We start from the raw sequence: 25,351 nt of genomic DNA, 5'->3' as shown, positions 1-25,351 counted from the left end.
TTATGCCTTTCTAAATGTATCTCCGTCTTTTGCGATTTCAATATATTCTTGTAGTATTTTCTTGGTTTTTGTTTCTATTTTATTATTTACGTTATCTCAAACCGAAACGTTAAAATCTAATTTTTCTAACTCATCAAATGCTCCTACCATAATTAACGTGTCTTTTGCACGTGAAACAGCAACATTGATACGTTCGGCACTTTTATAGAAATCATAGTTTCTTTTGTTTGGGTATTCTATTCTATCGCCGTCCATTTTTCCTCTAGCTCTAACAAAATCAACTATTATAATTTCTTTTTCTCTACCTTGGAAGTTATCAACTGTATCGACTTTAACTTTATTGATAGTACTTTTCATAAATAGATCTTTTTTAGCTTTTAAATATTTTTTAATCACAGAATTTTGCGATCTTGTCATCGAAATAATTCCGATATTGTCTAAATCAAATTTTTCATTTGTATTAGAATTTTTTAACACAATATTTTCAACTATTTCCGCAATTACAAATGCGTTGTATTCGTTTATAGTTGATTCTTTTGTTTCACTTTTATCTAATGTTCTAGTGTGGTCAAAAGAGGTATAATTATTTTCTATGATAGTTTTTCTTTGAAAGTCATTAAAGTAAATAGAATATTTGTTCATAAATTCTTGATTAATCTTACTTGTATCCATTACAATAAATTCTTTATTGATTTTAATATTATCATATTTATAATTAACTAAATATGAGCTTCCTTTATCAATTGGAGTAGTTAATTTTTCATCTTCATCATAATTAACATTTACAACTTTTTGTATAGACTCATTGAAACGGTGTTGTTCGGTTAAAAAGGTATAAAAGTTTTGGTTTTCACCAACATATGTTCCTTTTAATTTTAATGCATGAAATTTAAAAAATGGATATTTAAGTTCAGAAATTAACTCCCTAACACTTTCGTCGTTTGCAAATCAAGTTCTATCTAGTTTTCTATCTATATTTATCTTTAAATTTTTATTTCTTAATTCTTTAATATCTTTAAATGAATCAAGAAGTTTATTGATTTCTATAGATTCAACTTGATCATCAGACTTAGAACCTGTTTCGAAATCTAAAACAGGAGGTAATTGTTTGTAATCACCTGCAAGTAGGATTTTTTCAGAAAGCATACATGAATTTATAATCTCTAATGTACTACTTTTAGACACCTCATCAACGATTGTCATATAAATTGGATACTGTAAAAATAATTCTTTTACTGGTGCATTAGAATCTTTACGTGGATTAATTACTTGGTTTGCTGTTGTTGTTAGCCCAATTAAATTTATCAATTCATTTTCATAAATATAATCTGAAAATTCTTCTTTAATTTTACTATTGTGTTGGTCTTCTCTATTTTCAATTTTATCCTTTATTAATTGAAGTTTTTGGAATACTCTTTCATTGGTATCTTTTTGTTCGTTAGTATTTAAACTGCTTAATACTATGTTATTATTTGATATTTCTTTATATAGATCTTTAATTCTTTTGTTTTCTAATAGATAATCTAATAATTCGTCAACATATTTTTTTATTGATTTGATTCTTCTTCTTATTTCAACTTCTTTTTTTATATCTTCAAATTTGTATTCAATTTCACTTTTTATAAAATCATTGTATTCATTTTCGAATTGATTTAACAATTCGATAAAATCTTCAATGGTTCACTTATTAAATTCATTTTCAAATTCATCTAGTGACATATTTTTAGAATTTTTCTTAAAATAATCAATAAAAGCGATAATTTTTTTATTAATTTCAAAATGTTTATTTGATTTTCTACCGTCAATCATTTTTAATTTATCAATTATTTTACCTAAAATATCATTTTTATTTTTCTTTAATATTCAATTAATTATTGCCAATGAGAAGTTGTAAAAAGCATGGTCTAAATCATAAATATTTGATTCATCTTCTTCAATTTCTTGTTCCTTTATTTTATCAACTTTGTGGCTTATATTTCTATTTTTACTTAATTTTTTTCTAATCGTTTTGTACATAATAAAGTTCGGGTCATCTTCTGTGATAGATTTAATTCTATCGAAGGCGTTTAAAATTGCCTCATGAGTAGAAGACATTAGTAACACGTTTTGATCCTTATTATTAATAATATGATGAATTAGAGCACTAATTGTTTGTGTTTTACCGGTTCCGGGAGGACCTTGAAGATATGAAATACAAGGAGTTAAAATAGCTTTTTTAACTGCTAATTCTTGTTTTTTGTTCAATTTAATGTCAGGGTGCATGTTTAAATCATAATTATTTATTAATTCTTGTTTTACTTTGAAAAAATCCGGATTCTCTATTGATTTTGCTAACAGTGGGTTTTTATATTCTCCAGATTTAAAGTTTTTCAACGAATTATTAAATCTTTTATGTTTACTAAACATCCCATAATCTTCATCCGAAAGAATAAAATCACTATTTTCGTCAAACTTATGTGAAAACTCAATTAAGTCGCTTACTTTAACATTTGTATCATATATTTTTTTAACATCTATAGCTCTTAAGTTTCCTAATTTAGAATTATCAAACTCAAATGTGTAATATTCGTACTTTTCAGCTTCGTTTTCAATAGTTTTAACCATAATATCATTTTCATTTAAAAGTTTAGTTTTATTATTAGATGCTACCCTATTTTCGTTTTCATACATTTCAAATTTATTTTTTAAGTCTTCAAATTTATCATTAACTTCTTCATAAGTAGTTTTAGAGCCTAAAACTAACGTTTTAGCATTTTCAACATCATCTTTTAATTTATCAATTTCGGCTTCAATTTCTGACTTTAAAGTATTATTATCAGTTAACTTTGCAACTAATATTTGGTTGTTTTTTTCTAATTTAATTAAGTTTAAGTTTTTTTGGTATTCATCTTCTTCGTCTTTGTTTTTAAATTTTTTAGGTTTAATTTTATTAATTTGTTCGTTATTACTTTTAATTTCTTTATCATTTTTTTTGATATCATGATTTATGTCTAATAATCTTAAATTTAAATTTTCAATTTTTTCATTTATACTATTTAAATTTTCAATTTTTTCATTGAAATGATTTTCTAATTGTTTAACTATTTTTTCTTGTTTTTTAATTTCACTTTTTTTATCATTGTTTAAAAAATTAACCTCATTAAATTTGATTTTATCTTCAAGACTTTGTATTTCATCTTCGTTTGATTTAATTTTTGATTTTAATAATTCAACATATTTATACTCTTGAAATGATATGTTTTGTCTATTTATAGACACTTTTTCATCACTATCATTAATATTATAAAAATAAATGTATTTATTTTGATTTTCGATAATATTTACAAAATTACTATTAAATTCTCTTTTTGTGATTCTGAAAATAAATTCTGTTCTTTTGTCTGTGCTTCTTTCAGTTCTTAAGACTATAGGAAATATCTTTTCATTTTTTCTATCATTTACTTTGTTATATTTAGGAGCTTGATCTTTAATGTAATCTCTATAAAAATCTAGTGTTCTACCTAGTTTGATCATTCCATTATTTTTTTGTTTATCAGTTTTCATTATAAAAACATCATTATCAATATCAAATAAAATATTTTTTACAATACTAATGTCAATATTTGTTAAATTAGGTATGCTTCCTGTATGAAAGTTTAGGTTAATATTATTGACATGGTTAGTATATTTAGTTAAAATTTCTTCTTCTAAATTATTGAGAATTGAAATTCTATCTAATTCAAAAAAGTTACCTTTTGACTCGTCAAAATTAGTCTTTACATTGATTGCAATATTATTTTGATTTCTGAATATTTCACATTCATTTGATAAAAAAATTAAAAAATTTACCGATAAAACTTTAATCGGACTACTAATTTTAGCAAATAAATCATTATTTATAATATAAAGAGATTTTATCGAACTTTCTATACTACTAAAAAATTCATCCATAGTCATGTTTTTATTAACTAAATTGCTTGATTTTAAAAATTTTTTTATGTGATCATTAACTGTAAAATCTTGTTTTCTGTTTTTGAATGTTTCTGCCTGTTTAGCATCTCCAATATTCATTATTTTATTTTTGTTAATTTTTATGTTCAAATTCATATTTTTTTGTTTATTATACTCCGTCAGTTTATTTACTATATGTTAATTTATTACCATATATTTTAGTTTATCAAAAAAAAAAAAAAAAACAAACAAACAAACAAATAACCAATTGGATAATACAGAGAGTGCTATATAGTACTTTAAAATTACTAAAAGTAACTATTTTACCAAACTTAATCTAAATTTAAATAATTTTTACCACTGAATTAAACGTTAAAAATACGTAAAAATTTATACATTTTTTCTTTAAGTAAAAATAATTTTTTATATAATATAAAAATATGAAAAGCAAGGAACTTTTAATACAAATTTTAAGAATAAAAGACATTCTTAGTAACTTTAATGATATTGAATATCCTTCTAAATCTTACAGTGTCGAAGAGTACTGTGAGAATCTTTTTGATACCGTCTCCCTGTTGTTTAAGTTAGCATTTTAAAACAATACGAAAGGAGACGTTATAATGACAAAAAATGCAAAAAATAACTTACCTATTATTGAATTAAAAGAAGTTGTTAAAGAATTTTCTGACAAAACAGTTTTACACAACGTTAATTTAAAAATTAATCGTGGTGAATTTGTTACTTTACTCGGTCCTTCAGGGTCAGGTAAAACTACTATTTTAAGACTACTTGGTGGTTTTGAATGAACTACTCGTGGTGAAATTCAATTTAATGGATATGATATTAAAGATCTATCCCCTCATAAGAGAAATGTATCTACTATATTTCAAGATTATGCTTTATTTCCTCATTTAAATGTTGAAGGAAATATCGCTTTTGGATTAAAACTTAAACGTGTTCCTCGTGAACAAATTAATCAAAATAAAATTGACAATTTAGAAATCAAATTGTCCCAATGAACAAAAAAAGCTAATTCGAAAATGAAACAAATTGAAATTCAATTAGAACAATATACTGAAGAACTTAAAAATCTTAAAAAAGGTACATATCAGTATAATAAACGTCAAAATTGAATTGATGATTCTGATTTTAAATATTCATATTGAGAAAATTATGTTAATTTAAAAAAACAAGCATATGAAGATCGTCATTTTAAACGTAAAATGACTAATGCCGAAATGAACGAAAAAATTAGTAAAATAATTGATATTGTAGGTCTAAAAGGTAACGAAACAAAAGCAATTTCTCAATTATCAGGTGGTATGAAACAAAGAGTTGCTTTAGCTAGAAGTTTGGTTATTGAACCAGAAATATTATTACTCGATGAACCACTTAGTGCTTTAGATGCTAAAATTAGACAAAAAATGCAAGTTTTATTAAGAAGTGTTCAACAAAGCTTAGGTTTAACTTTTATTTTTGTTACACACGACCAAGACGAAGCTTTAGAATTGTCAGACCGCATAGCCGTTATGCGTGATGGAGTTATTGAACAATACGATACACCTAAAAATATTTATGATTTTCCTAAAAATATATGAGTTGCAAAATTTATTGGTGATTCTAATATTTTTGATGCAACTTTTGAATCTAATGGAAATATTAAATTACTTGGAAAAAGCTTTAAAACAATTCACGAAAAAACTGAATTTAACAATAAAGAAGTTTTGGATGCTTTAATTAGACCTGAAGATATTGATATTATTTCAGAACCTAAAAGTACTGAAGGGAAAATTAAAGGTACTGTCACTGAAATTTCGTATCGTGGAAGTTATTATTATCTAAAAATAGAAACCGAAGATGAAGATGTTATTTATGTTGAAACTGCTAAAAAATTTGAATTAGAGGAAGTTGTTTACTTGAGTTGAACAATTGATTCTATTCACTTAATGAAAAAAGATTCTAAGTGAGATTATTCCCAAAATGATTTCCAAAATTAAACATTTATTTAGTTTCGACAAAAAAACTGCTTTATTCATTCCTTATTTAATCATTGCTATATTATTAATTTTATTGCCTATTATTATGATTGTGGTTAATGCATTTGCTGTTCATGGTTCTAATTTTGATTCATTTGTGTTAATTAAAGATGTCAATACTTGAAGAATCATTGGAAGATCGCTATGAATAGGGATTGTATCCGCATTATTATGTTTAATAATCGGATTTCCATATGCATATTTTATTTCATCATCAAAGTCAAAAATATTTAGAATTTTTGCCTTAAGTTTAATGATAAGTCCTATGGCAATTTTCACCATTTCAAGAATTTATTCTATGAAAGTGCTAGCATTAGCGGTAGTTTCTAACTCAAAAAGTTTAAATAGCGAACTTTTTATGATTTTTGGACTTACAAGCCTAAATTTACCATTAATGATTATGCCACTATATACTGTTTTTAAAGATATGCCTCGCAATATTATTGAAGCAAGCAATGATTTAGGTAACAATAGTTTTCAAACAATTTTTAAGGTTATTATACCTTATGGTACAAAGGCGATTTTGAGCGGTCTTGCTATGATCTTTTTAGCGAGTGCAACTACATTTATTATTAGTTCAAAATTATTAACAGATGGTTCACAATTACAAACAATCGGAGAGTTGATTAATAGTAAAATTAACCCTGGTAATAAATATGATTTAAGTACAGGTTCGGCGTTAGTTATTGTTGTATCTGCTATATTTATGGGTATATTTAGTTTATTTCTAATTTTACCAAGAGTAATTTTCTACTTTAAAAGAGGTGCGCATTATGAATAAAGTATCCTCATTATTAAAACGTAGTTATGTTTACTTAATTTTATTAATAATTTATGTTCCATTAGTTGTTGGTGTTGTTTTTAGTTTTAATGTTCCTACTAAAAAAGGAGAAGCAAACCCAAGTTGAATTAAAGGTACTTTTGACAATTGAGTTTCAGTATTAGATTCTGGTCGTGATTTAGCTTTATTAAATACCATATTATTAGCCATAATAGTAAGTTTTTTAGTGGCTACAATAAGCATTATAACTTCATATGCAATGTACCGTCAAAAGAATAAACTAATCAAAAGTACACTTACATCAACATCAAACATTCCGCTTATCAACCCTGATAATATAACAGCAATTGGTTTAGTTTTAGTTTTTACTGCTTTTTTTGGAATAGTTCAAGTAGATAACGAAGGTTTTTTAAGAGTTATTGTAGGTCATACAATTATGGCTTTACCTTACGGAATATCATTAACATTACCTCGTAGTGAAAAGTTTAATAATAACTTATTCGAAGCTGCACAAGATTTAGGACACTCTAAAATAAAAGCTTGATTCAAAACATATTTAATTTATATGATTCCTTCTATTATTTCTGTAATTTTAGTTAGTTCGGTTTTAAGTTTTGATGATTTTATCATCGCGAGAACAACTTCTAATACTTCCACAATAGCAACTAAATTATACGAAGGTGCATTCAGACCGTGAGCACTTGTTTTAGGAGCTATAGTATTATTTACTACAATCATTGGAAACTTAGTTTATGCAAGTTACAAGTTGAAGAAAAAGTAGAAAAATAAAATTAGCTTTACTAACTATAAGTTCAGTAATAGGAATCACAACTTTAGCGACAACAATTGCTATTAAAAATAAAAATAGATTTAAACCAAGTTTTTTTAATTACAAATCATACATGTCGGATGATAATATCGAAATATTACGTGAATCATTTGATTATAAAGAATTCGATGAAATAAATCAATTTAGCAACGCATTGATAAATAACAAAGCTGCTGCCGGAATAGGTTCAGACTTTATAGTGGCCTCTTTAATTAAAAATAAACTTATCTCTAAATTGAATTATTCTATTATATTTAACGAACCTATTTTAGAACCCATGGTAGATTATGATAGATTGAGAAACCAATTTAAAAATAATCCTACAAATGAGTTAAAAGAAAAATTAGAACAAGCAACACAAGCACGTAATTTAGCTCGTAAATATGTGCAATTATCATTACGCAAAGAAATTTGAGAACACTTACAAAGTTATCAACTAGATAATAACGATGAGTTATGAGAATATTTTTATCCTTATTATTCTCAAGATATGGTCGTGTCATACAATATTAATAAAGTCGCAATTCCCAAAGATTATAAAAACAGTTTAGGAGGATTTGATTTTAAAAAATATTATAACGAACATCAAGAGCAAGCACAAATTAAAAACCCAAATGCTTTAGTTAATGTTTTAAAAGCTTTATCTAGTGCTAATTATAATAATTGGGTTATTACTGATTCAGTTCGCGATAATATGCTCTATGCTTCTGCTTATTGGCCTTTACCAGAGGGTAGAACAGATCAAAAATTCACAGGAAATGTAGAAGAAAACTCAGAGTCTCAAAACGAAACATATAAAATTTTAATTAATTCTTTTATTGATTTAATTAAGGATGGAACTGGATATGACATTCGAGATTCTAAACATATTTCTTTAAAAGGTGATGGTCTAGAGATTGTTAATGATATTACTAATCCACGAGATGATTCTGGTTCGATAAATGCATCAATTATGTATAACGGAGATGCTATTGACGCTTATTATAGCGAGGATAATTATGATAATGCAAAAGATGGATCTGTTTTAGCTTATAGACCAAGTGATAATATTTTATTAGTTGATGGTTTAATAATTTCATCTAAATTAGATCAAAAAACAAAAGATAAATATATTAAGACAATTTCACAAAGTTCATATTCGCAAACTCCACAAATCATTTTAGAATACAAAGAGTTATTGGGACAAAACTTAGTACCTAATTTTGATCAGTTAACAGATTCTAATATCACTCAAGCCCAAAGAATGATTTCCGAATTAAATAGTTGAAAAATCTGAAAAGATATTAAAACAAAAGAATTAAGTGAACTAGATTTAGAGCAAGAATCAATTAATAATTTTATTAACTATTATTCAAACTTATTAAACTTATCGAACAAAAATAATTCAAAAATATATCAAGAATTTTATGATTTAAGATCAAATGATGATGAAGACAATTTTGAGCAAAAGGTAAATTATTACCCAACTATTATTGAAAATAATTTATCTGAAAATAATTCTATGTTTTTAGATAAAATATCTTCTTTAATAGATTTAAACGTTGAAGATCGCGAAAGTAAAATTAACGATCTTAAAGAACAATCTACAGAGATTGAAAAAATAATTATTGAAATATTATTTAGCGATGAAGAAAATATTCTTAATGCATTAATTGAATATATTAGTGATAATGAAGTGTCACAAAGTGAGTTAAAAGATTTAGTTAAAAAAGTTATTGCTCAATCTATAGCGTTTATTGATCTATCGAATGATGATTATATTGAAGATTATAAGAATCTAACTAATTTTAACTTTATTAATTATGTCCCAACACAAATAACAGATTATGAAATAGTTTATAGAAATTACTTTTCTGATAAAGTTGAAGGACAAGATCAAAATGTAATTAATATCTATAAAATAGAAAACACTTCTAACGTTAGACACAAAGATCTTCAACCAATTTCCGACTCTCTTTTAAGTAAAATAACCACATATTATTTTGCTAAAACAAAATCATAACAAAAAATGACACAATATTTATGTGTCATTTTTTATTTTATTGTTTCTTTTTTCTGTTTTTAAATAATATAATGGCAGTTATTATGCCTATAACAACTATTAAACCACCTAATATTTTAAATTGTTGGTTACTTTTACTTTTTGCAGGGGCAGTAGTTGTTTTTGGTTCTTTGTTTTCTGTTTTTTCTTCAATTGTTTTAGTATCATTTTCTTTTTCGTTATTTTGAATATTACTTTTTGTTATTTTATTTAAATAATCAACAGTTTCTTCTACTTTTTTATTTTTTGAAGTTTCGCTATTATTAGGTTTAGCATTTGAAGAATTTTGAGAGTTTTCATATTCCGGACTATAAGTTACACCTTTTTTAATGTCTGAAAATGAGTCGGCAATTTCAACTATATCATTTTTTTGAGTTCTGATTACTATCTTATCACTTTCGTTAGGTTTTATTGAAACTTTTTCACCATTTAAATAAATAGATTTGAATGCTATGTTATTATATTCAAGTTTTAAATCTCCGCCTACATTAGATTTAATTTTTGTATATTTTAAATTTTTATTTTTTCAATCTAAATCAATTGTAAAGTTACCCCTTGCGAGTAAACCGCTTACATTACCATCGTTATAAGCATCGGGTAAAGCGGGTAGTAATTTAATATATTCTTTATTGGATTGTAAAAGCATTTGTGCAATACCACTAACTATTCCGAAATTAGCTTCGATTTGAAAAGCATTTGCACCTTCTCTAATATTATCTCATAAATTATTCATTATATTATTTTGAGTAAACATATCTTCAAGAACAGAATGTGCATTATTACCTTCATATAGATTAGCTCATAAGTTAATTTTATTAGCTTTACCTCAACCTGCACCAAAATTACCACGTAATTCTAAAGTTTTTTTAGCAGCTTGAATGTCTTCTTCTTTTTCAAAAATATTTCCAGGGAATAGTCCAATTAATTGACTTGTGTGACGGTGTCTGTTATCATTTGAAATAATTCTACCATCTTTGTATCTGTTGTATTTACCTTCTTCGTATCATTCTTTAATTTGTCCATCATCACCAATGTTTAAAGGTTTTAATTTTGGTTGTTTTTCCTTGATTGATCTAACTAATTCTGAGTCAAAATTACCTAAATTATTTTTTGATAAATAATTTGTTGCATTGATGTAATCAATGAATAACTGAGCAACCAATGATTGATCGTATGTATTCCCTAGAGAAACAGTACCATGCTCCGGAGAAAATGAAGGCGCTGAAACTCATCTATCTGTTTTTTGATCATAATATAAATATTGATCTCAAAATTTTGCAGTTTCTTCTAATAAAGGAAATATACGTTCAACAAATAATTTTTCATCTAAAGTGTATTCAAAATGATTATATATTTCGTGAACTATTCATGCATTAGAAGCAGGAGATCAACCTCAGTTAAATTCTCAACCAGGAGCACTAAAACCAAATGGTGTTGCTTGAGTGTGTGCTAATCAACCGTTTGTAGGGTTAGAATTATCTGAAGCAATATTTGAATACTCTTTAGCTGCTAATCTTCCACCAAGACGTAGGTCGTCGATATAGTCTAATAAAGGAATTATTGTTTCTGATAAATTAGTCATTAATGATGCTCAATAGTTCATTTGTAAATTAACATTTAAATGGTAATCACTATTTCAAGCCGGTGCATCATCCATGTTCCAAATACCTTGAAGGTTTGTTGGTAAACTTTTATAATCTTTGTGGGGTCTACTTCCAGAAATTGCTAAATATCTACCGAATTGAAACAATAGCTGCTCAAGATAATTTTTTGAATTTCTATCTAAAGTATTTTTACGATATTTATCGATAAGATCTTTTAAATTTTTATATTCAGGTTTTTTAGCTATATTTAATTTTACACGATCAAAAAGCGATTTGTAATCTTTAATATGATCAGATTTTATTTGTTCATATGTTTTGTTTAGTTTGTCTAAATTATTCTTAATGTAGTTTAAAGGATTAAAGTTTTCTTTTCTATATGTTGGAAATTTCAATTCATAATCACTTTTTGATTGAATAACAAAATAAACTTTTGATGCATTTGAAATTCTTAGTTTATTTCCTTCTTTGGTAATTGTATTATTTTCACCTTCTATTTCTTTAACTCTTAAAACACTCGCGAATTTTAATCCGTTATCTTTAACAATACCGTCTAAACTAATTTCTCTTTTTTCTAAATCAATATTTTTTGTATATTGTTTTAATTGTTCGTTATTGTTTGTACCAGTTAAATCTAAATCAAAGTTAAGTTTGTTTCTACCTTTTGCACTCATTGAAATCACAATAACATCATCAGGATAACTAGCAAAATATTCTCTAGTATACTCTGTTTCATCAACTTTATAAGAAACTGTAGTTAGTGATTTTGATATGTTTAATGATTTAGAATAATCTACAATATCACTTTGTTCAAATGCATTTCTTTCTGTAATATCTACATTAGCCATAGAAATGTATTTTCCATATAAACGATTATGTGGTCCGATAAATTTAGAATTAGCAATTTGTTTTGCTTCTTCAATTTTATTCTCGGATAGTAGTTTTCTTATTTGATCTAAATATTCAAAATGATGTTTATTATTTTCCGAAGCAATCGGGGTATTCCCACCATTATTTTCTTCATTTGATTTTGGTCCACCAGTCCAAATTGTTTTTTCGTTTAATTGTATTCTTTCGTTGCGAACACCTCCAAAAATAGTTGCACCTTGATCACCATTACCTATTCCTAATCCATTATTCATTCAATTATCACGATTAAAATTAGATATTATTTCGTTATATTTTAATTCTAATTCTTGATTGGCGATTATTTGTTCGTTTGAATTTGAATTATTATTTATTTGAGTTGATATTGATAAAAAACTTGGAATAGATACCACTGAACTTAATAATGGTATTAATATCTTTTTAAATTTCATTATGCTCCTTATTATATTTTTAATAATATAATATTAACATTTTCGCAATTCTATAATTTATTATGGTTTTTTTATTCATAAAATGCAATTAATTTATAATTAAAAACAACACTTTTTTTGTGTTGTTTTTAAGTAGTTTTATTTAGATTTTTTTCTTCTTTTAAAGAATACTAATAGCAATCCTAAAAATGCCATAATACTTGATATTGTAACACTTGTTACAACTATTCCTGTTGTATTTTTAGATTTTGTTTTTTTGCTATTTTCATCATTATTTGTATTTGAATCAGTATTTGTTTTGTCGTCTTTTTGATTGTCACTTGGTTTTGTAGTATTTTCATCTACTGTTGTTTCAGGCTGACTTGGAGTATTGTTATTTGTATTTGAATCAGAGTTTGTCTTGTCGTCTTTTTGATTGTCACTTGGTTTTGTAGTATTTTCATCTACTGTTGTTTCAGGCTGACTTGGTGCGTTATCACTTGTATTTGAATCAGTATTTGTTTTGTCGTCTTTTTGATTGTCACTTGGTGTTGTGGTATTTTCATCTACTGTTGTTTCAGGCTGACTTGGTGCGTTATCACTTGTATTTGAATCAATATTAGTTACTGAACTATTATCTAAAATAAAGTTTTTAGATACTTTAATTTCAGGGTTTGATTTTTTATTAATAATAACTTTACCCATAACTATTTTATTATCTTTATCAACTTTTGATAGTTCAACTTTATAATCATATTCTTCGTTAGAAGGTATGTCCAAATATTTTATGTCAAAATTATTTCAATCAACTGTATTTTTTAGTGATACTTCTGGTCTTTCTAATGAATCTTTTTCAACTTTGTTAATAGTGAAATCTTTATCGTGTCTAAGATCTTTTATTAAACCTTTAAATGAATTTTCTTTAGAACCTAAATATTCCATCGGAATAAATAAACTTGAAGCTCCATTAAATGTATGTTGTCTACCATCTTTGAATACATAATTTGTACCTACTGGTACACCACCTACTTCTTCTCCGTCAACAAATAATTTCACAATTCCAACCATTCTATTATTTGGAACTGTTATTAAACTAATTTCGTGTCACTCACCGATTGGTAATTCATAATCAAATGAATAATCGTTTAACTCTTGACTAAATCCAAATTTATTTGTATCTTTTTGTTTGGTTTTAATTGCTAATTGTCCATATGCAGTTGGAGCATAGAATAGTATTTCCTCAGGTTGATCAACTTCTTGACGTTTAATTTTGAAAGTTATTTTTGTATTAAATGGTAATTTTCCATATCCCAATTTAACTTGTGAATTACCACCTTTAAGTTCAATAGCGGTTGTAATATCTTCACCAACTAAATCTTCGCTTAATGATGTATTTTCTCCTAATTCCATTTTTACCGCTTCACCAGATTTGGATAATAATTTTTCATTATCATTTTTACCTGATAAATCAAAATTAAATAATTGTTTATCATAATCTTTTAATGTAAATTCATGACCTGGATTAATTCCGGGAGCTAAATTTAATTTATTTACTACATTGTTTGTGTAATCGTTAAAGTTTTGATCTAAGCCGTCACCAATTCCTCAAACTCTTGTTGCAAAATATGGAATCATTTCTTTTATTCTTAAGAACTCGTCATATTCTGTAAGTCCACTATGGTGAGTATCTATGACCGAGTCACCTCAAACAGCAAATGAACCACCTAGCATTTGTTTTGATCCTGCAGGTATTCTATTTCCACCAATTACATTAGCTTCGTATCCATTATAAATTCCACTAACATTGAATCTATCATTGTATGCACCTTGACGACCACTCCCGTTAGGAACTATATAAGTTGGTTGATCTAATGTATGAATTAATGAATATCCTTCTTTGTACATTTGAACAGGATCTGCTCATTGTAAACTTCAAATATTCATAATTACGTTTTCTTTTAAATCTTCATCAATTTTTTCGGTATTAGATTTAAATCATTTAAAACTTCCCCAAATACGAACTTGAACTTCTTTTTCTTTAAAGTACTTGAACATATCGTTTACGAATCTATAGTAAGCGTCATGATCAGAGAAGAATTCATCAGCACCAATATGAACATTAGTTCCAGTGGTTTTATCGAAAATTCCACCTTCATTTACGTATTCATCTAAAATATCTTTAATTAATTTTACTGCCTCTGGTTTTCTAATATCAATGTGATCAGCAAGAGATCTTCTTCCGCCACCAAATTGTGAGTACCCTTGAACTGCTAATTCTGGGTGTAATTTAGTAAATGCTATTGCGTGAGCCGGGAAATCTAATTCAGGAACGATTTCAACACCTAATAATCTACTTTGATCAATAAAGTTTTTGAATTCAGCTTTTGTATAATGATAGTCTTGGTTATGTAATGTAACACCTTCATCATTTTTATGGCTTGACTCAAGTCTTCAACCTGAATATGCTTTAAGCGCGTTGTTTGAGCCTTTTGCTTGGTCGTAGTAATCTTCTAAGAAAATTAAGTTATCTGTTAAATGAACTTGGAAATCATTCATTTTATATCATGACATTTGTTTAACGATATCTTTTAGAATATCCATAGAAACTGCTTTTCTACCTACGTCAAATGACATACCTCTTTTCTTGAATTTAGGATAATCTTTCATTTCTCCTTTAACAAGTTTTTGTTCAGGGTCGAGTTTTATCATTTGCAATAATGTACGTGTTGCTCAGTAAACTCCTACGGCATCAGTGGCTTTAATTGTAACGTTATCATTTATATTCATTGAATATGTTTCGTTATCGAAACCACCAATTGATTTTTCTGATAAATCAAATAAAATATTTCCATTAGTTACATTTGAATCGGTCTTTAAGATTTCTAGGTCTTTTCCAAATAATTCTTTATAATCCTCTTTTAATTCATTAAATACAGCATTAATTTTATCGTTTATTTCACCTTTAAAGTATACTTTTAAATCTTCATTTAAAGTTAGTTTTTCATTACTGTCTGAATATCATTCTGAAATCTCAACTGCAACTTTTGGTTTTTGGTTCTTATCTTCAACTTGTGTATGTTTACCTGGAACTACGAAATTATATGTTTTATTAAATTCTCTATTTCCGTCTTTGTAATTTAAATCAAGAACAACTGTTTTATCAGTTAATGGTTGATAGACGTTGTATTGTTCATCGATAACTTGTTCATAATCTGCAAATAGTTTTAATTTTGAATTATCTAACCCTTCTGGTAATATTAATTTTGTTTTTTCCTCATTTAATGTAGGTTTTCAATTTTCTAATGTTGATTGTACCCGATAAAATCCAGAGTTAAAATCTATTGGTTTTTTGTATGCTTCGAACTCAATTACAGCGGCACTTCTTCAACCATCATGGTCTGATTTTGCATTTGATTGATAATTTTTAATCTTAAGTCTTAATGTTCTTGCGTTAATTACCGGTTTTGTAAAGTTTGCAGTAATTTCTTTTTTACGATCATCTAATTTGTTATTTACATCATATGAATAAACTTTATTTGATTCATTTTCAATGTTTGCGTCCATAGCTTTTGAAGATGCGTAAATTTCAAAATCAGAAATATTATCACGCTCAAATAGAATGTTAAATGATGATAATGTTTTACCTCCATCTAAATTGATGGTCAATATTCTATCTTCTGGATCAAAATTATTATCATTATTATTTACTCTTGGTGTTCCTCATCTAGATGGTTTAGTTCTATTTCCGTCTACAGCTTTATTTGCGTTTAATGTATTATTTTCTATTGCACTAGCAACCACCGCTTGATTTTTTAATCTGTTTTCTTGTATTTCGCTTGTAGCTGCGGTGTCATTTGGGTTAGTATCGCTTATAAGATCTGCTGGGTATTGTCTTTCTGAAGTCAAATCTATGAATTTTTTATATGCTTCAAAACTAAAAACAGATATATTTCTTCAATTTGTTTTATTTACAACTCCCTGTGCATCATAGTTTGTAAATTTGATTCTAATATTTTTTGCGTTTTTAACGGTTTTAGTAAAGTTTTGTATAATTTCTTTTTTTCTGTTGTCACCTTCGGCATTATATTCATATACTTTATTATCGTTATTTTCTATATTATTTGTGTCTAATGCTGAAGTGGCAAATATTTGAAATTGACGAACATTCGCACGTTCTAAAAGTAATCTAAATGAAGATATACTTTTAGCTTCAGTTAAAGAAATATCAATATATCTTACAACACCATTATCTGATTTGTTTGTAGCTCATCTTGTTTGATCGTTTGAATCAACTACTTTGTCAGGTGTATGTCCTGCTCCTTCATTATCTGGGGAGGTAGCAGTTGCGTTGTTTTTAATCAAATTAGGTTGTTGTTGATTTGTTGGTCCAAAATCATCAATAGGTCTCTTGTATAATTCAAAATTTTGTATTGAAACATTTTGTCATCCAGCCCCCGAATGGATTGTTCTTCCATCTGGGTCATATTTTAAAATTCTGATACGAATATTTTTTGCATTTTTAACTGTTTTAGTAAAATTTGTTTTAAAAACATTTTGTCTCTTATTTGCATCTACATTATAGTGATAAATTAAATTATTATCATTTTCTATATTGTTTGTGTTTTCTTCATTAGTAGCGAAAATTTTAAATTCTCTAACATTATCTCTTTCAAATAATAAATTAAATGATGAAATCGTACTTGCGTTTTTCAATTTAACATCTAAATACTGAGGTTTTGATCCTTGATCTGTCGCTCATCTTGTCGAAGCTTTAGCAGCATCTATAGCGTTTTGTGCTGGATTATTGCTTTCTTGCGAAGAAGCTGTGGCAGTTGAACCATCAACGATTAGATTTTCTTGTTCTTCGTCAGTTGGACTTAAATCTTCTGCAATTGTAGAATTATTTTCGGCATATAATTTATCAACTTTAACAATTGTGTTTTTATTTTCATTTTTATTTTGATTTGAGTTTGCTAAAATTAATGATGCTGAACTAACTACTCCTGCACTCATTATTCCTAGATAAATAATTTTTTTAATATTATTTTTTAACATTTTTATTAACCTCTAATTAACTATTTTTGTATCATATTTTTCATATGGTTAAACCATATCAACATTATTTTAAAGGAAACAAAGTAACTAATCTAGTAATTGTATTTAATATTTTTAAACTTCTTTTTATAAAAAATATGATATAATATGTGAATTATGTAAAATGTGGTTTTTTAACCAATTTTATAAACTTTTATGTAAAATAATAGTATAATAAAAAATATATCAATTAATGTAACTAGTTTACATTTTTATTTTTAAAATTAATAATAAGGAGGTATTTTAAAATGGACAATAATTTAGATAATAAGAATCAAAAAGAAGTTGATCTTGATATAGACCAAAATGAAAAAGAATGTATTTTAGACGAAAATATAATTGAACAATATTCAAATGATTCACAGTCCTTGATAAATAAAATAACAGGTAATAATTTTGATCAGGATATTGCTGACGTTTTATTTTCCGGTGAACAAATAAGAAATAGATTGGTTAAGAAAAATACTATTTATAATAGAACTAAAATGTCTAATTTTGGTCTTAAATTAAATAGATTATATTCAATAATGCCGATGTGAAAATTAATCTTAATCACAGTGATTACAGCTATTTTTTTTGGTGTTATAAGTGTTTTCTTGGTTAAAAATGTAGGTATATATAATTTTGGTCTTGCCGCCGTAGGTCAATCGTTAGCAAGATTGATAGTTGTGTTTTTTAAACCCGATTCAGGAATTAGCGTAATAACAAGAAATTTAATTGAACAATTTGTATTTTGGATTGCTTATATTATTTTGAGTATTCCTATATTTATTTTTGGGTATAAAAAAATAGGTAAAGTATTCGGGCATTTAACAGTTATTTTCTTAGTTGTATCATCGATAATATCATTTTCAATAGGTATTATTCCTGGTTCAAATTTTTCATTAATAGGTGATTTTTCTAATCCAAGAATTAAAGAAGTTTTCAAAAGTATAGACGGAGGTTATAAAGAATCTCTAAGTTCTATTATTCCTCTTTTATGAAACGATGGTGGTAATATAATTGCTTTATTTATCTCAGCATCAGTATACGGATTTCTTCTTGCGTGAGTTTTTGCTATTATTCAAATAATAGGTGGTACAGCAGGGGTAACGGGTATTATAGGTGAATGATACGCTAACGAAAAACAAAAATCATTTGGATCAATTTCTGGATATATGAATATAATTATTGTAGTAATTGGTGTTTTATTAGGTTCATGATTACCTGGTTCTATATTATTAGATCAAGCTAATGCTAATTCAACTAATCCTGAATTAATTAAAGATATTACTTCAAAAGCTTGAAAATTTGAATTATACTTATCTCCTAATTTTGTTGCTACAATATTAACAAACGTTGTATATATTGCAGTTTTAAATAAATTATATCCAAAATTTAAATTGGTTAAAGTCGAGATTTATTCAATGAAAAAACATAATCAAATCGCAAATGTTATTTCTTCAGATAAGAAAATCGTTTCAGGATTAACCAAATTTAAAGCAAAAGGTGGATATAGTTCAAGCGGATATTATGTTATTACATCTATTACATTATTTAGACAAGTAAATAGAATAATAAACGATGTACGTAAAGTTGACGAAGATGCTTTTATTTCAATAACAGATGTTAGAAGTATTGATGGTTACATATATTTACCAAAAAATAAGTTCTAGATATATAAAAATGTTGAATTTAAAATGCACAACTTGTTATTGTGCATTTTTTTATATTTATTTTTTTACTCAATTAAACTATATATATTTGCATCTTCGTTAAATTTTATTAGATTTTCATTAATCATTTTTTCTAAAACATAATTGAAAATTCTGGAAGTTTGCAGATTTGTAGATTTATAACCGATATATTCTAATAGTTTTTTATGTAAAGAGCCGCGATCTATAAAATGTATTTGTTTTAATATCTTTAATATTATATCTTTATATTCATACACACTTATTTCATTTGATTTTCTCTTATTTTCTTCGTTATACCCGTAAAATAATATTTCATCTGTATCAGTTTCGTTTAGAACAATAAAATTATTATCAAGAGTGTCATCATAACCCTTTTCTATTCTAATAAAACCTTCGTTTTTAAATCTATTTATAACTGCATCATATACTTCTCTTATTCTTTTACTAAAAGTAGATGTATTAAATGAATATTTAAATATATTTTGCAATTGTTTTTCGTGTATTATTTTGTATTGTTTTATCAATGTTTTGTATAATAATTCTTTATTTCCGTCAAAAAGTTCATAAAGCATATTATTTATTGTATTGAAGTCAAAGTTTGGTCATATATTAAATTCTATTTCTTCAGGTTCTCTTTCTTCGACAATAAAATATTGATTTATGGCATCATAGTTTTTATCTATATTTTGACTGATGTTATTTACTTTCGAATTTTCCTCGTCAGCTCTTTCTTGTATGGTCTCACTATAATCCTCTCTTATGATATTTGGTTTATTCATAAGAGCTTCATTTATATCTTCGTTTATATTTTTATTTTGGTTTGAGTTTATTGCTGATTCGATAGCGTCTAAAAGTTTTTGAAGTTGTTGACTTTTATTTCTAAATCAATCAACACTTCAAACACGATATATATTTCATCCCCTATTTTTTAAAATTTGTTGTCTTAATTTATCTCTATCGCGTGTAGTTTTTGCTCAATTATATGATTCAGCATCTATTTCTATACCCAATAAGTAATTATTTTCATTATTTGGATCTAATACTGCCAAATCAACTTTAAAATCAGAATTACCAATGTGTTTTTTTATTTTAAAACCTTTATTAGTCAATTCGTTATATAATTCATCTTCAAATCCTGATTTATTAATATCATTTTCTAAATTGATTATTTCGTTATTAATTCCAAACTCAGCAATTTTTAAATAATCTTTAAAGAATTTTATTCCACGCGAACTAGATCTTTCTAAATCTATATCAGTTCAAGATAATGATGAGACAAGAATTACACCCTTTTTAGCTCTTGTAAAAGCAACGTTTAAACGTTTGTAACCGTTACTATGATTAATTGGCCCAAAATGCATTGAAATATTTCCTTTAATATCTTTACCGTATACACTACTAATAATTATAATATCACGTTCATCACCTTGTACCGTTTCAATATTTTTTATGAATAAGGGTTCTTTTGCTTTTCTATCAAAAAACGGCTCGTATTCCGGATGTTTATCTCTAAATTTTTCAACTAATCCTTCTATATACATTTGTTGTTTAATATTAAATGTTACTATACCTATAGATATATTTGTTTCTTTTTCCTTCATTATTTGTTCGAGGATATTAATAACCGTTTCAGCTTCAGCTTTGTTTATGCCACTATCAAAAATACCACTTACTTTTTGAAATTGAATAGCCTCAAAACGTCCCGGAATTCTACTTGCTGGAAATGTAACTAAATCATCATATATTTCATAATTTGAAGGATAAATTAGTTGATCAAATTCTGACCGATAATGTCATCTTAATTTAATGGTTGGAAGTGCTATATTTGATAGTTCTAATATGGAATCAAAACCTTTAATGGAAATATCATTTTCATCTTCATATTCTTCATGAATCTCTTCATTATCATTTAATGAATCAAAGAAACTTGTCGGTGGTAATTGTTCGTTATCACCTACAATTATAAGTTGATTAGAACGATAAATTGCACCTATAGCATTTTCTGGTCTAACTTGAGATGCCTCATCAAAAATAACTACATCAAAGTTTATTTCAGTTCCGCTTAAATATTTACTTACTGATAAAGGAGACATCATCAGACATGGTTTTAATTGTAATAATAAATTTGGTATTTTTTGAAATAATTTTCTAAAAGGCATAATTCTACGAGATTTATTAGCTTCTGCTTTTAAAATTTTTATCTCCGGATTTGAAGCACCAATACCTTCCATAGAAGGAATTTGACTCAGTAATTTTGCGTCAGTTTTTATTTTTGCTATTTTTTTAATTTCTTCGTCTATTAAAGAAAATTCTTTTTTATTTATTTCTAAAGTAGTATTTGTGAATTTGTATGAATCTTTAGTTTGGTTTAAGTGATAATCTATTAGTAATTTATATAGTCTTTTTAAAAATATTTCTTTGTAATTTTCTAATTTTTTTAATTCAAAAATTTTGTCAACGAAGTCATATAAATAATTATTTTTTAATTCAATAATATTGTTATTTAATTCAGTAATAGAACGTATATATGGTTGATCGGAAATTAATTTATCCAATTTTGATTCTAAATCTTTCTTATTTAAATTTTTAAGGTTTAGAATATCTGATTTAAACAAATTTTGTAGTGAATTAATATTTTGTATTCACTGATTATTATCCATTATCCATGTATTTAAATTTTTAATATAACCAAAATCATCGTTAACCATCATTATAAAGTTTTGAATATTAATTCTAAAATTACTATTTTTTTCTTGTTCTTTAATAAATGAAACCAAAACTAACATATCCAAAGTTTGTTTTATATTATCGGTTTTATAATCATTAATTCTATAATTTAGCTTACTCGCACATTCTTCTATTGTTTTTTTTCTATCTTTATACTCAATAATATAGTTAATATTGTCTTCAAATAATTCTAAATTTGCCTTTGATTCTTTTGAAAAACTATTTATGTCTTTAATTGTTGATCTTCATTTAGAATTTAAAAATTTAAAAAATTTATTTTTGTTATCTAAATAAATATTTTTAACTTTATTAAAGTCAAATAAATTAATTTTTTCTAAATTATACAGAGTATCCAATTTACTTTTTAAAGTGTCAATTTTTGAAGATTCATCAAATATTTTTTGATATAAATCAATTTCAAAATTTAAATCTTTAGTGAAAGCATTTATATCAATTTTTAACTGATATTTATTCTTAAAATCAATTATTCTCTTAAAAATATCCGTAATTAATTCAATATTAAATGCAAATTTTTCTTTATTAAAAGTAAAGTCTTTGTGTTCTTGAATTAACAAATTGTCTATATTTGAAATTTTTGAATTAACGCTATATATTAGCGATAATATTTCTTCTTTTTCTAATTCGCTATACGAATTTCATTTAAGTCCTCATCACGAATTAACGAAAGGGTTTTTATCAAAAAAATTCATTCTTTCTTCAAATTCGATCAATAAATTCGAGATTTTTTCTACTTGTTCTAGGTTTAAATTGTTAAAATTATCAATTTTAAAATATACATCATCATATTTTTCTAAATTATAATAATTTGAAATCATATGATATAAGTTCATTTTAATAGGTTCTCTTTTCAAGAGAAGTTCTCTACCATAATTATTCAAAAAATTAGATGAATTACTATATTTAGTAATAATATTTTCAATTTGAGAATTAATTATATTAATATTTTTGTTACCTTTTTCAAGTGATTTGTATAGTTCGTTCAAGATTATTTTTTTGTCTAAATCTTCATTGTGAATTGGGATTGAATATGATTCTAACCCTATTTTCTTTAAGTTATTATAAACAACATCCAAAGCTGCTTTTTTCTCTGAAACAAAAAGTATCTTTTTACCTCTCGCAAGTAATTCGCTAATTATATTTGTTATTGTATGTGATTTTCCTGTTCCTGGCGGACCTTGAAGAATAAAACTTTGACCTTGAATAGCTTTTTGAATAGCAATTTCTTGAGACGAATCGGCGTCTAAAACATGATATAACTCATTGCTTTTAAATTTTTCTTCTATATTAGTTTCATCTATTTTTTCGAATTCTATATTTTGGTCATCTCCAGAAATTGATTTTATAAAATTATTTAATACTATTTTATCTTCATTTTCTTCTAAATCCTTATGCATGTTTATTTTGCTAAAGTTAAAAACAGATAAATATAATTGATCAATAATCTCTCATCTAGGATCGTTAAATTTAGATGAAATTAGTTCTTTGAATTTTATATATTTTGAATAATTGTCCAATTCATTATCCAAAACAGAAATATCTATTTTTATTTTGTATGCAGTTTCTAACTTTTGTAAAAGTGTTTCGTTAGGTTGTAATATTGATTCATCATCGAAATTAAGTTGATAAATTCTTTTTTTATTTTTATTCTCTTCTTTTAAATTTGTTGAAATTAACATTAACGGAGCAAAATGTTCCTTATCATCTTCTAGATTTTCAAATCATTTTAAATATCCGACTGAAACAAATAATGTGTTGATAGCAAATTCTTCTTGAAATGAAATGTAATTTTTATAAAGTTTTTTTAATCTATCAGTTTGTTCTTTTCCGTTTACACTAGAATAAATAGATTTTTTATCATTTACATTAATATTATGTTTTAATAATGTGTCTAAGTCTATTTTAGAGTCTATGGAAGTTAAATTCATTTTTTTAAGATCCAAGTTTTCGATATCTATGTTTTTGTAGTTTGCAGTTTCGTTTAAAAATATTTTTAAATTTGGAGATATAAATGGTAAACCGATTTTATTTTTTTCGGAAAAAATATTAAAATTTAATGCTTTATTCCTTAAAGTTAAATCTAATAAAGAATTTTTTCAAATTTTCAAATTTTCTAGTATTTTATTGTTCATTTTTACCTTTCTTATTACAATGATAATGTTACGATAATTAAAATATATTTTAATTATATTACTTTATTTTTATCAAAAAAATGAAAACGAATAATTAGATATTAAAAATATTAATTTTATTTTCTTCAAAATTTGTTTATGCTATAATATTCAAAATTTTTAAGAGAGGTATTAAAAATGAAAAGAAAAATAGCTAAATTATTATTTATTATAGGAACACTCCCTTCGGTAGGTTTAATATCTTTTAGTTGTGCTAATAATGAGTTAAATTATGACAATAGTAAAATGAACAATCAAAAAGAATCTAAAGAAAAAACAAATAATAAAAATGTTGTAAGTCCTAAAACTACTATCCAAAAAATAAACGATAGTTTAAGAGTAGAAGAAAATATAAAAAACAAAGAATCAAAAAGCAAAAATAACGATCAAGAAAACGTCAAAAATAATTTTAAAGAATCAAACAGTAATAATGATTCTAAAAATACAACTGATATAAAAAATAAAAATCAAACAAAAGAAGAATTAGATGAAACCGACTTGTATTGACTAAGAAAAAAATACAATGATGAAATCTTAGGATTATTCAATAGTTTTAGTCATAAATATATAACAGAAACGCTAAATAACTGATGAAGAGAAAAAAATAACATTGACGAATCCAAAGAAAATAAATTTAAGGAAAAGATACAAAAATTAATAGAAAAATTTACGGTTGATTTATCGGTATCTAACCACAATTTTTCCGAAATTGAAAAAATGATGAATAACGCAATTAAAGAATTACTAAAATTATCTGATGAAATATCAAAAATAATTAAAGAGAAAGATACACAAAATAAAGAATATTTAAATCAGATTTTTGATAAAAAAGAAAAATTAATTTCTATTTATAACTTAATTTATTTAAAAACTTTAAAAGAATCGTATGATTTTGCTTTTAAAGAAAGAAAAATGAATATAGATCAAAGTTATTGATCTAATAAATTGAAAGAAAATGTAGACAAAATAAATTCTGAAATAAAAAACAATGAAAGTGAAGATTGACTACAAAAGAAAACAGTAGATATATTAAAATTAATGTTAAACGGACAAGTTATTGAAGAAAATAATTAAAAGTTATTTTAAAAAAGTAAACTTCGATATAAAAAATTAACATTTTACGAAATGTTAATTTTTTATTTATTTTTA

11 protein-coding genes are annotated in these 25,351 nt (G+C 25.3%); 6 read left to right on the top strand and 5 right to left on the bottom strand.

The window, feature by feature from the left end; genetic code table 4:
• On the bottom strand, positions 1–4,086 hold the full coding sequence (locus KQ876_RS04340) for an AAA domain-containing protein (protein WP_216490009.1): 4,086 nt from the start codon (positions 4,084–4,086) through the stop codon (positions 1–3).
• Positions 4,087–4,550: 464 nt separating this feature from the next.
• Between KQ876_RS04340 and KQ876_RS01600 the strand changes: the two genes are divergently transcribed.
• Positions 4,551–5,927 carry an ABC transporter ATP-binding protein gene (locus KQ876_RS01600; RefSeq protein ID WP_216490008.1) on the top strand — a complete coding sequence of 459 codons (1,377 nt, stop codon included), beginning with the start codon at positions 4,551–4,553 and terminating at the stop codon, positions 5,925–5,927.
• Between the two features lie 42 nt (positions 5,928–5,969).
• Here the strand turns inward: KQ876_RS01600 and KQ876_RS04515 are convergent, their stop codons facing one another.
• Positions 5,970–6,248, bottom strand: a complete 279-nt coding sequence (locus KQ876_RS04515; protein WP_374978437.1) for a hypothetical protein — start codon at positions 6,246–6,248, stop codon at positions 5,970–5,972.
• Between KQ876_RS04515 and KQ876_RS04510 the strand changes: the two genes are divergently transcribed.
• Genes KQ876_RS04510 through KQ876_RS01585 form a run of 3 tightly spaced genes read left to right on the top strand, consistent with a single transcriptional unit; the run spans position 6,220 to position 9,578 of the window.
• Positions 6,220–6,747: an ABC transporter permease subunit gene (locus tag KQ876_RS04510; protein ID WP_374962840.1), complete on the top strand. Its 528-nt coding sequence runs from the start codon at positions 6,220–6,222 to the stop codon at positions 6,745–6,747. The genes KQ876_RS04515 and KQ876_RS04510 overlap by 29 nt on opposite strands.
• Positions 6,740–7,528 carry an ABC transporter permease gene (locus tag KQ876_RS01590; protein WP_216490007.1) on the top strand — a complete coding sequence of 263 codons (789 nt, stop codon included), beginning with the start codon at positions 6,740–6,742 and terminating at the stop codon, positions 7,526–7,528. Before KQ876_RS04510 ends, KQ876_RS01590 begins: the two co-directional genes overlap by 8 nt.
• On the top strand, positions 7,500–9,578 hold the full coding sequence (locus tag KQ876_RS01585) for a hypothetical protein (protein ID WP_216490004.1): 2,079 nt from the start codon (positions 7,500–7,502) through the stop codon (positions 9,576–9,578). Before KQ876_RS01590 ends, KQ876_RS01585 begins: the two co-directional genes overlap by 29 nt.
• A gap of 37 nt (positions 9,579–9,615) precedes the next feature.
• On the opposite strand, the gene KQ876_RS04335 is transcribed toward KQ876_RS01585, so the two are convergent.
• Both KQ876_RS04335 and KQ876_RS04330 read right to left on the bottom strand, forming a co-directional pair.
• Positions 9,616–12,537 (bottom strand): glycoside hydrolase N-terminal domain-containing protein, encoded by a 2,922-nt coding sequence (locus tag KQ876_RS04335; protein ID WP_216490001.1) that lies wholly within the window; start codon positions 12,535–12,537, stop codon positions 9,616–9,618.
• Positions 12,538–12,675: 138 nt separating this feature from the next.
• The gene (locus tag KQ876_RS04330) at positions 12,676–17,571 is read right to left on the bottom strand and encodes a family 20 glycosylhydrolase (RefSeq protein WP_216490000.1); all 4,896 of its coding nucleotides are present in this window, start codon (positions 17,569–17,571) and stop codon (positions 12,676–12,678) included.
• A gap of 287 nt (positions 17,572–17,858) precedes the next feature.
• Between KQ876_RS04330 and KQ876_RS04325 the strand changes: the two genes are divergently transcribed.
• The gene (locus KQ876_RS04325; RefSeq protein ID WP_205851794.1) at positions 17,859–19,265 is read left to right on the top strand and encodes a DUF2179 domain-containing protein; all 1,407 of its coding nucleotides are present in this window, start codon (positions 17,859–17,861) and stop codon (positions 19,263–19,265) included.
• Between the two features lie 65 nt (positions 19,266–19,330).
• Here KQ876_RS04325 and KQ876_RS04320 read toward each other — a convergent pair whose 3' ends face one another.
• On the bottom strand, positions 19,331–24,163 hold the full coding sequence (locus KQ876_RS04320; protein ID WP_216489998.1) for a DUF4011 domain-containing protein: 4,833 nt from the start codon (positions 24,161–24,163) through the stop codon (positions 19,331–19,333).
• A gap of 177 nt (positions 24,164–24,340) precedes the next feature.
• Here KQ876_RS04320 and KQ876_RS01560 point away from each other — a divergent pair, with 177 nt between their 5' ends.
• Positions 24,341–25,276, top strand: coding sequence for a hypothetical protein (locus tag KQ876_RS01560; protein ID WP_216489996.1), 936 nt, complete (start codon positions 24,341–24,343; stop codon positions 25,274–25,276).
• The last annotated feature ends 75 nt before the right edge of the window (positions 25,277–25,351 follow it).

This window comes from Mycoplasma sp. CSL7491-lung, assembly GCF_018913965.1.
Classification (GTDB): Bacteria; Bacillota_I; Bacilli_A; order Mycoplasmatales; family Metamycoplasmataceae; genus Mycoplasmopsis.
Note: the sequence above shows the minus strand (reverse complement) of the source record. Positions and strands in the feature narration are given on the sequence as shown.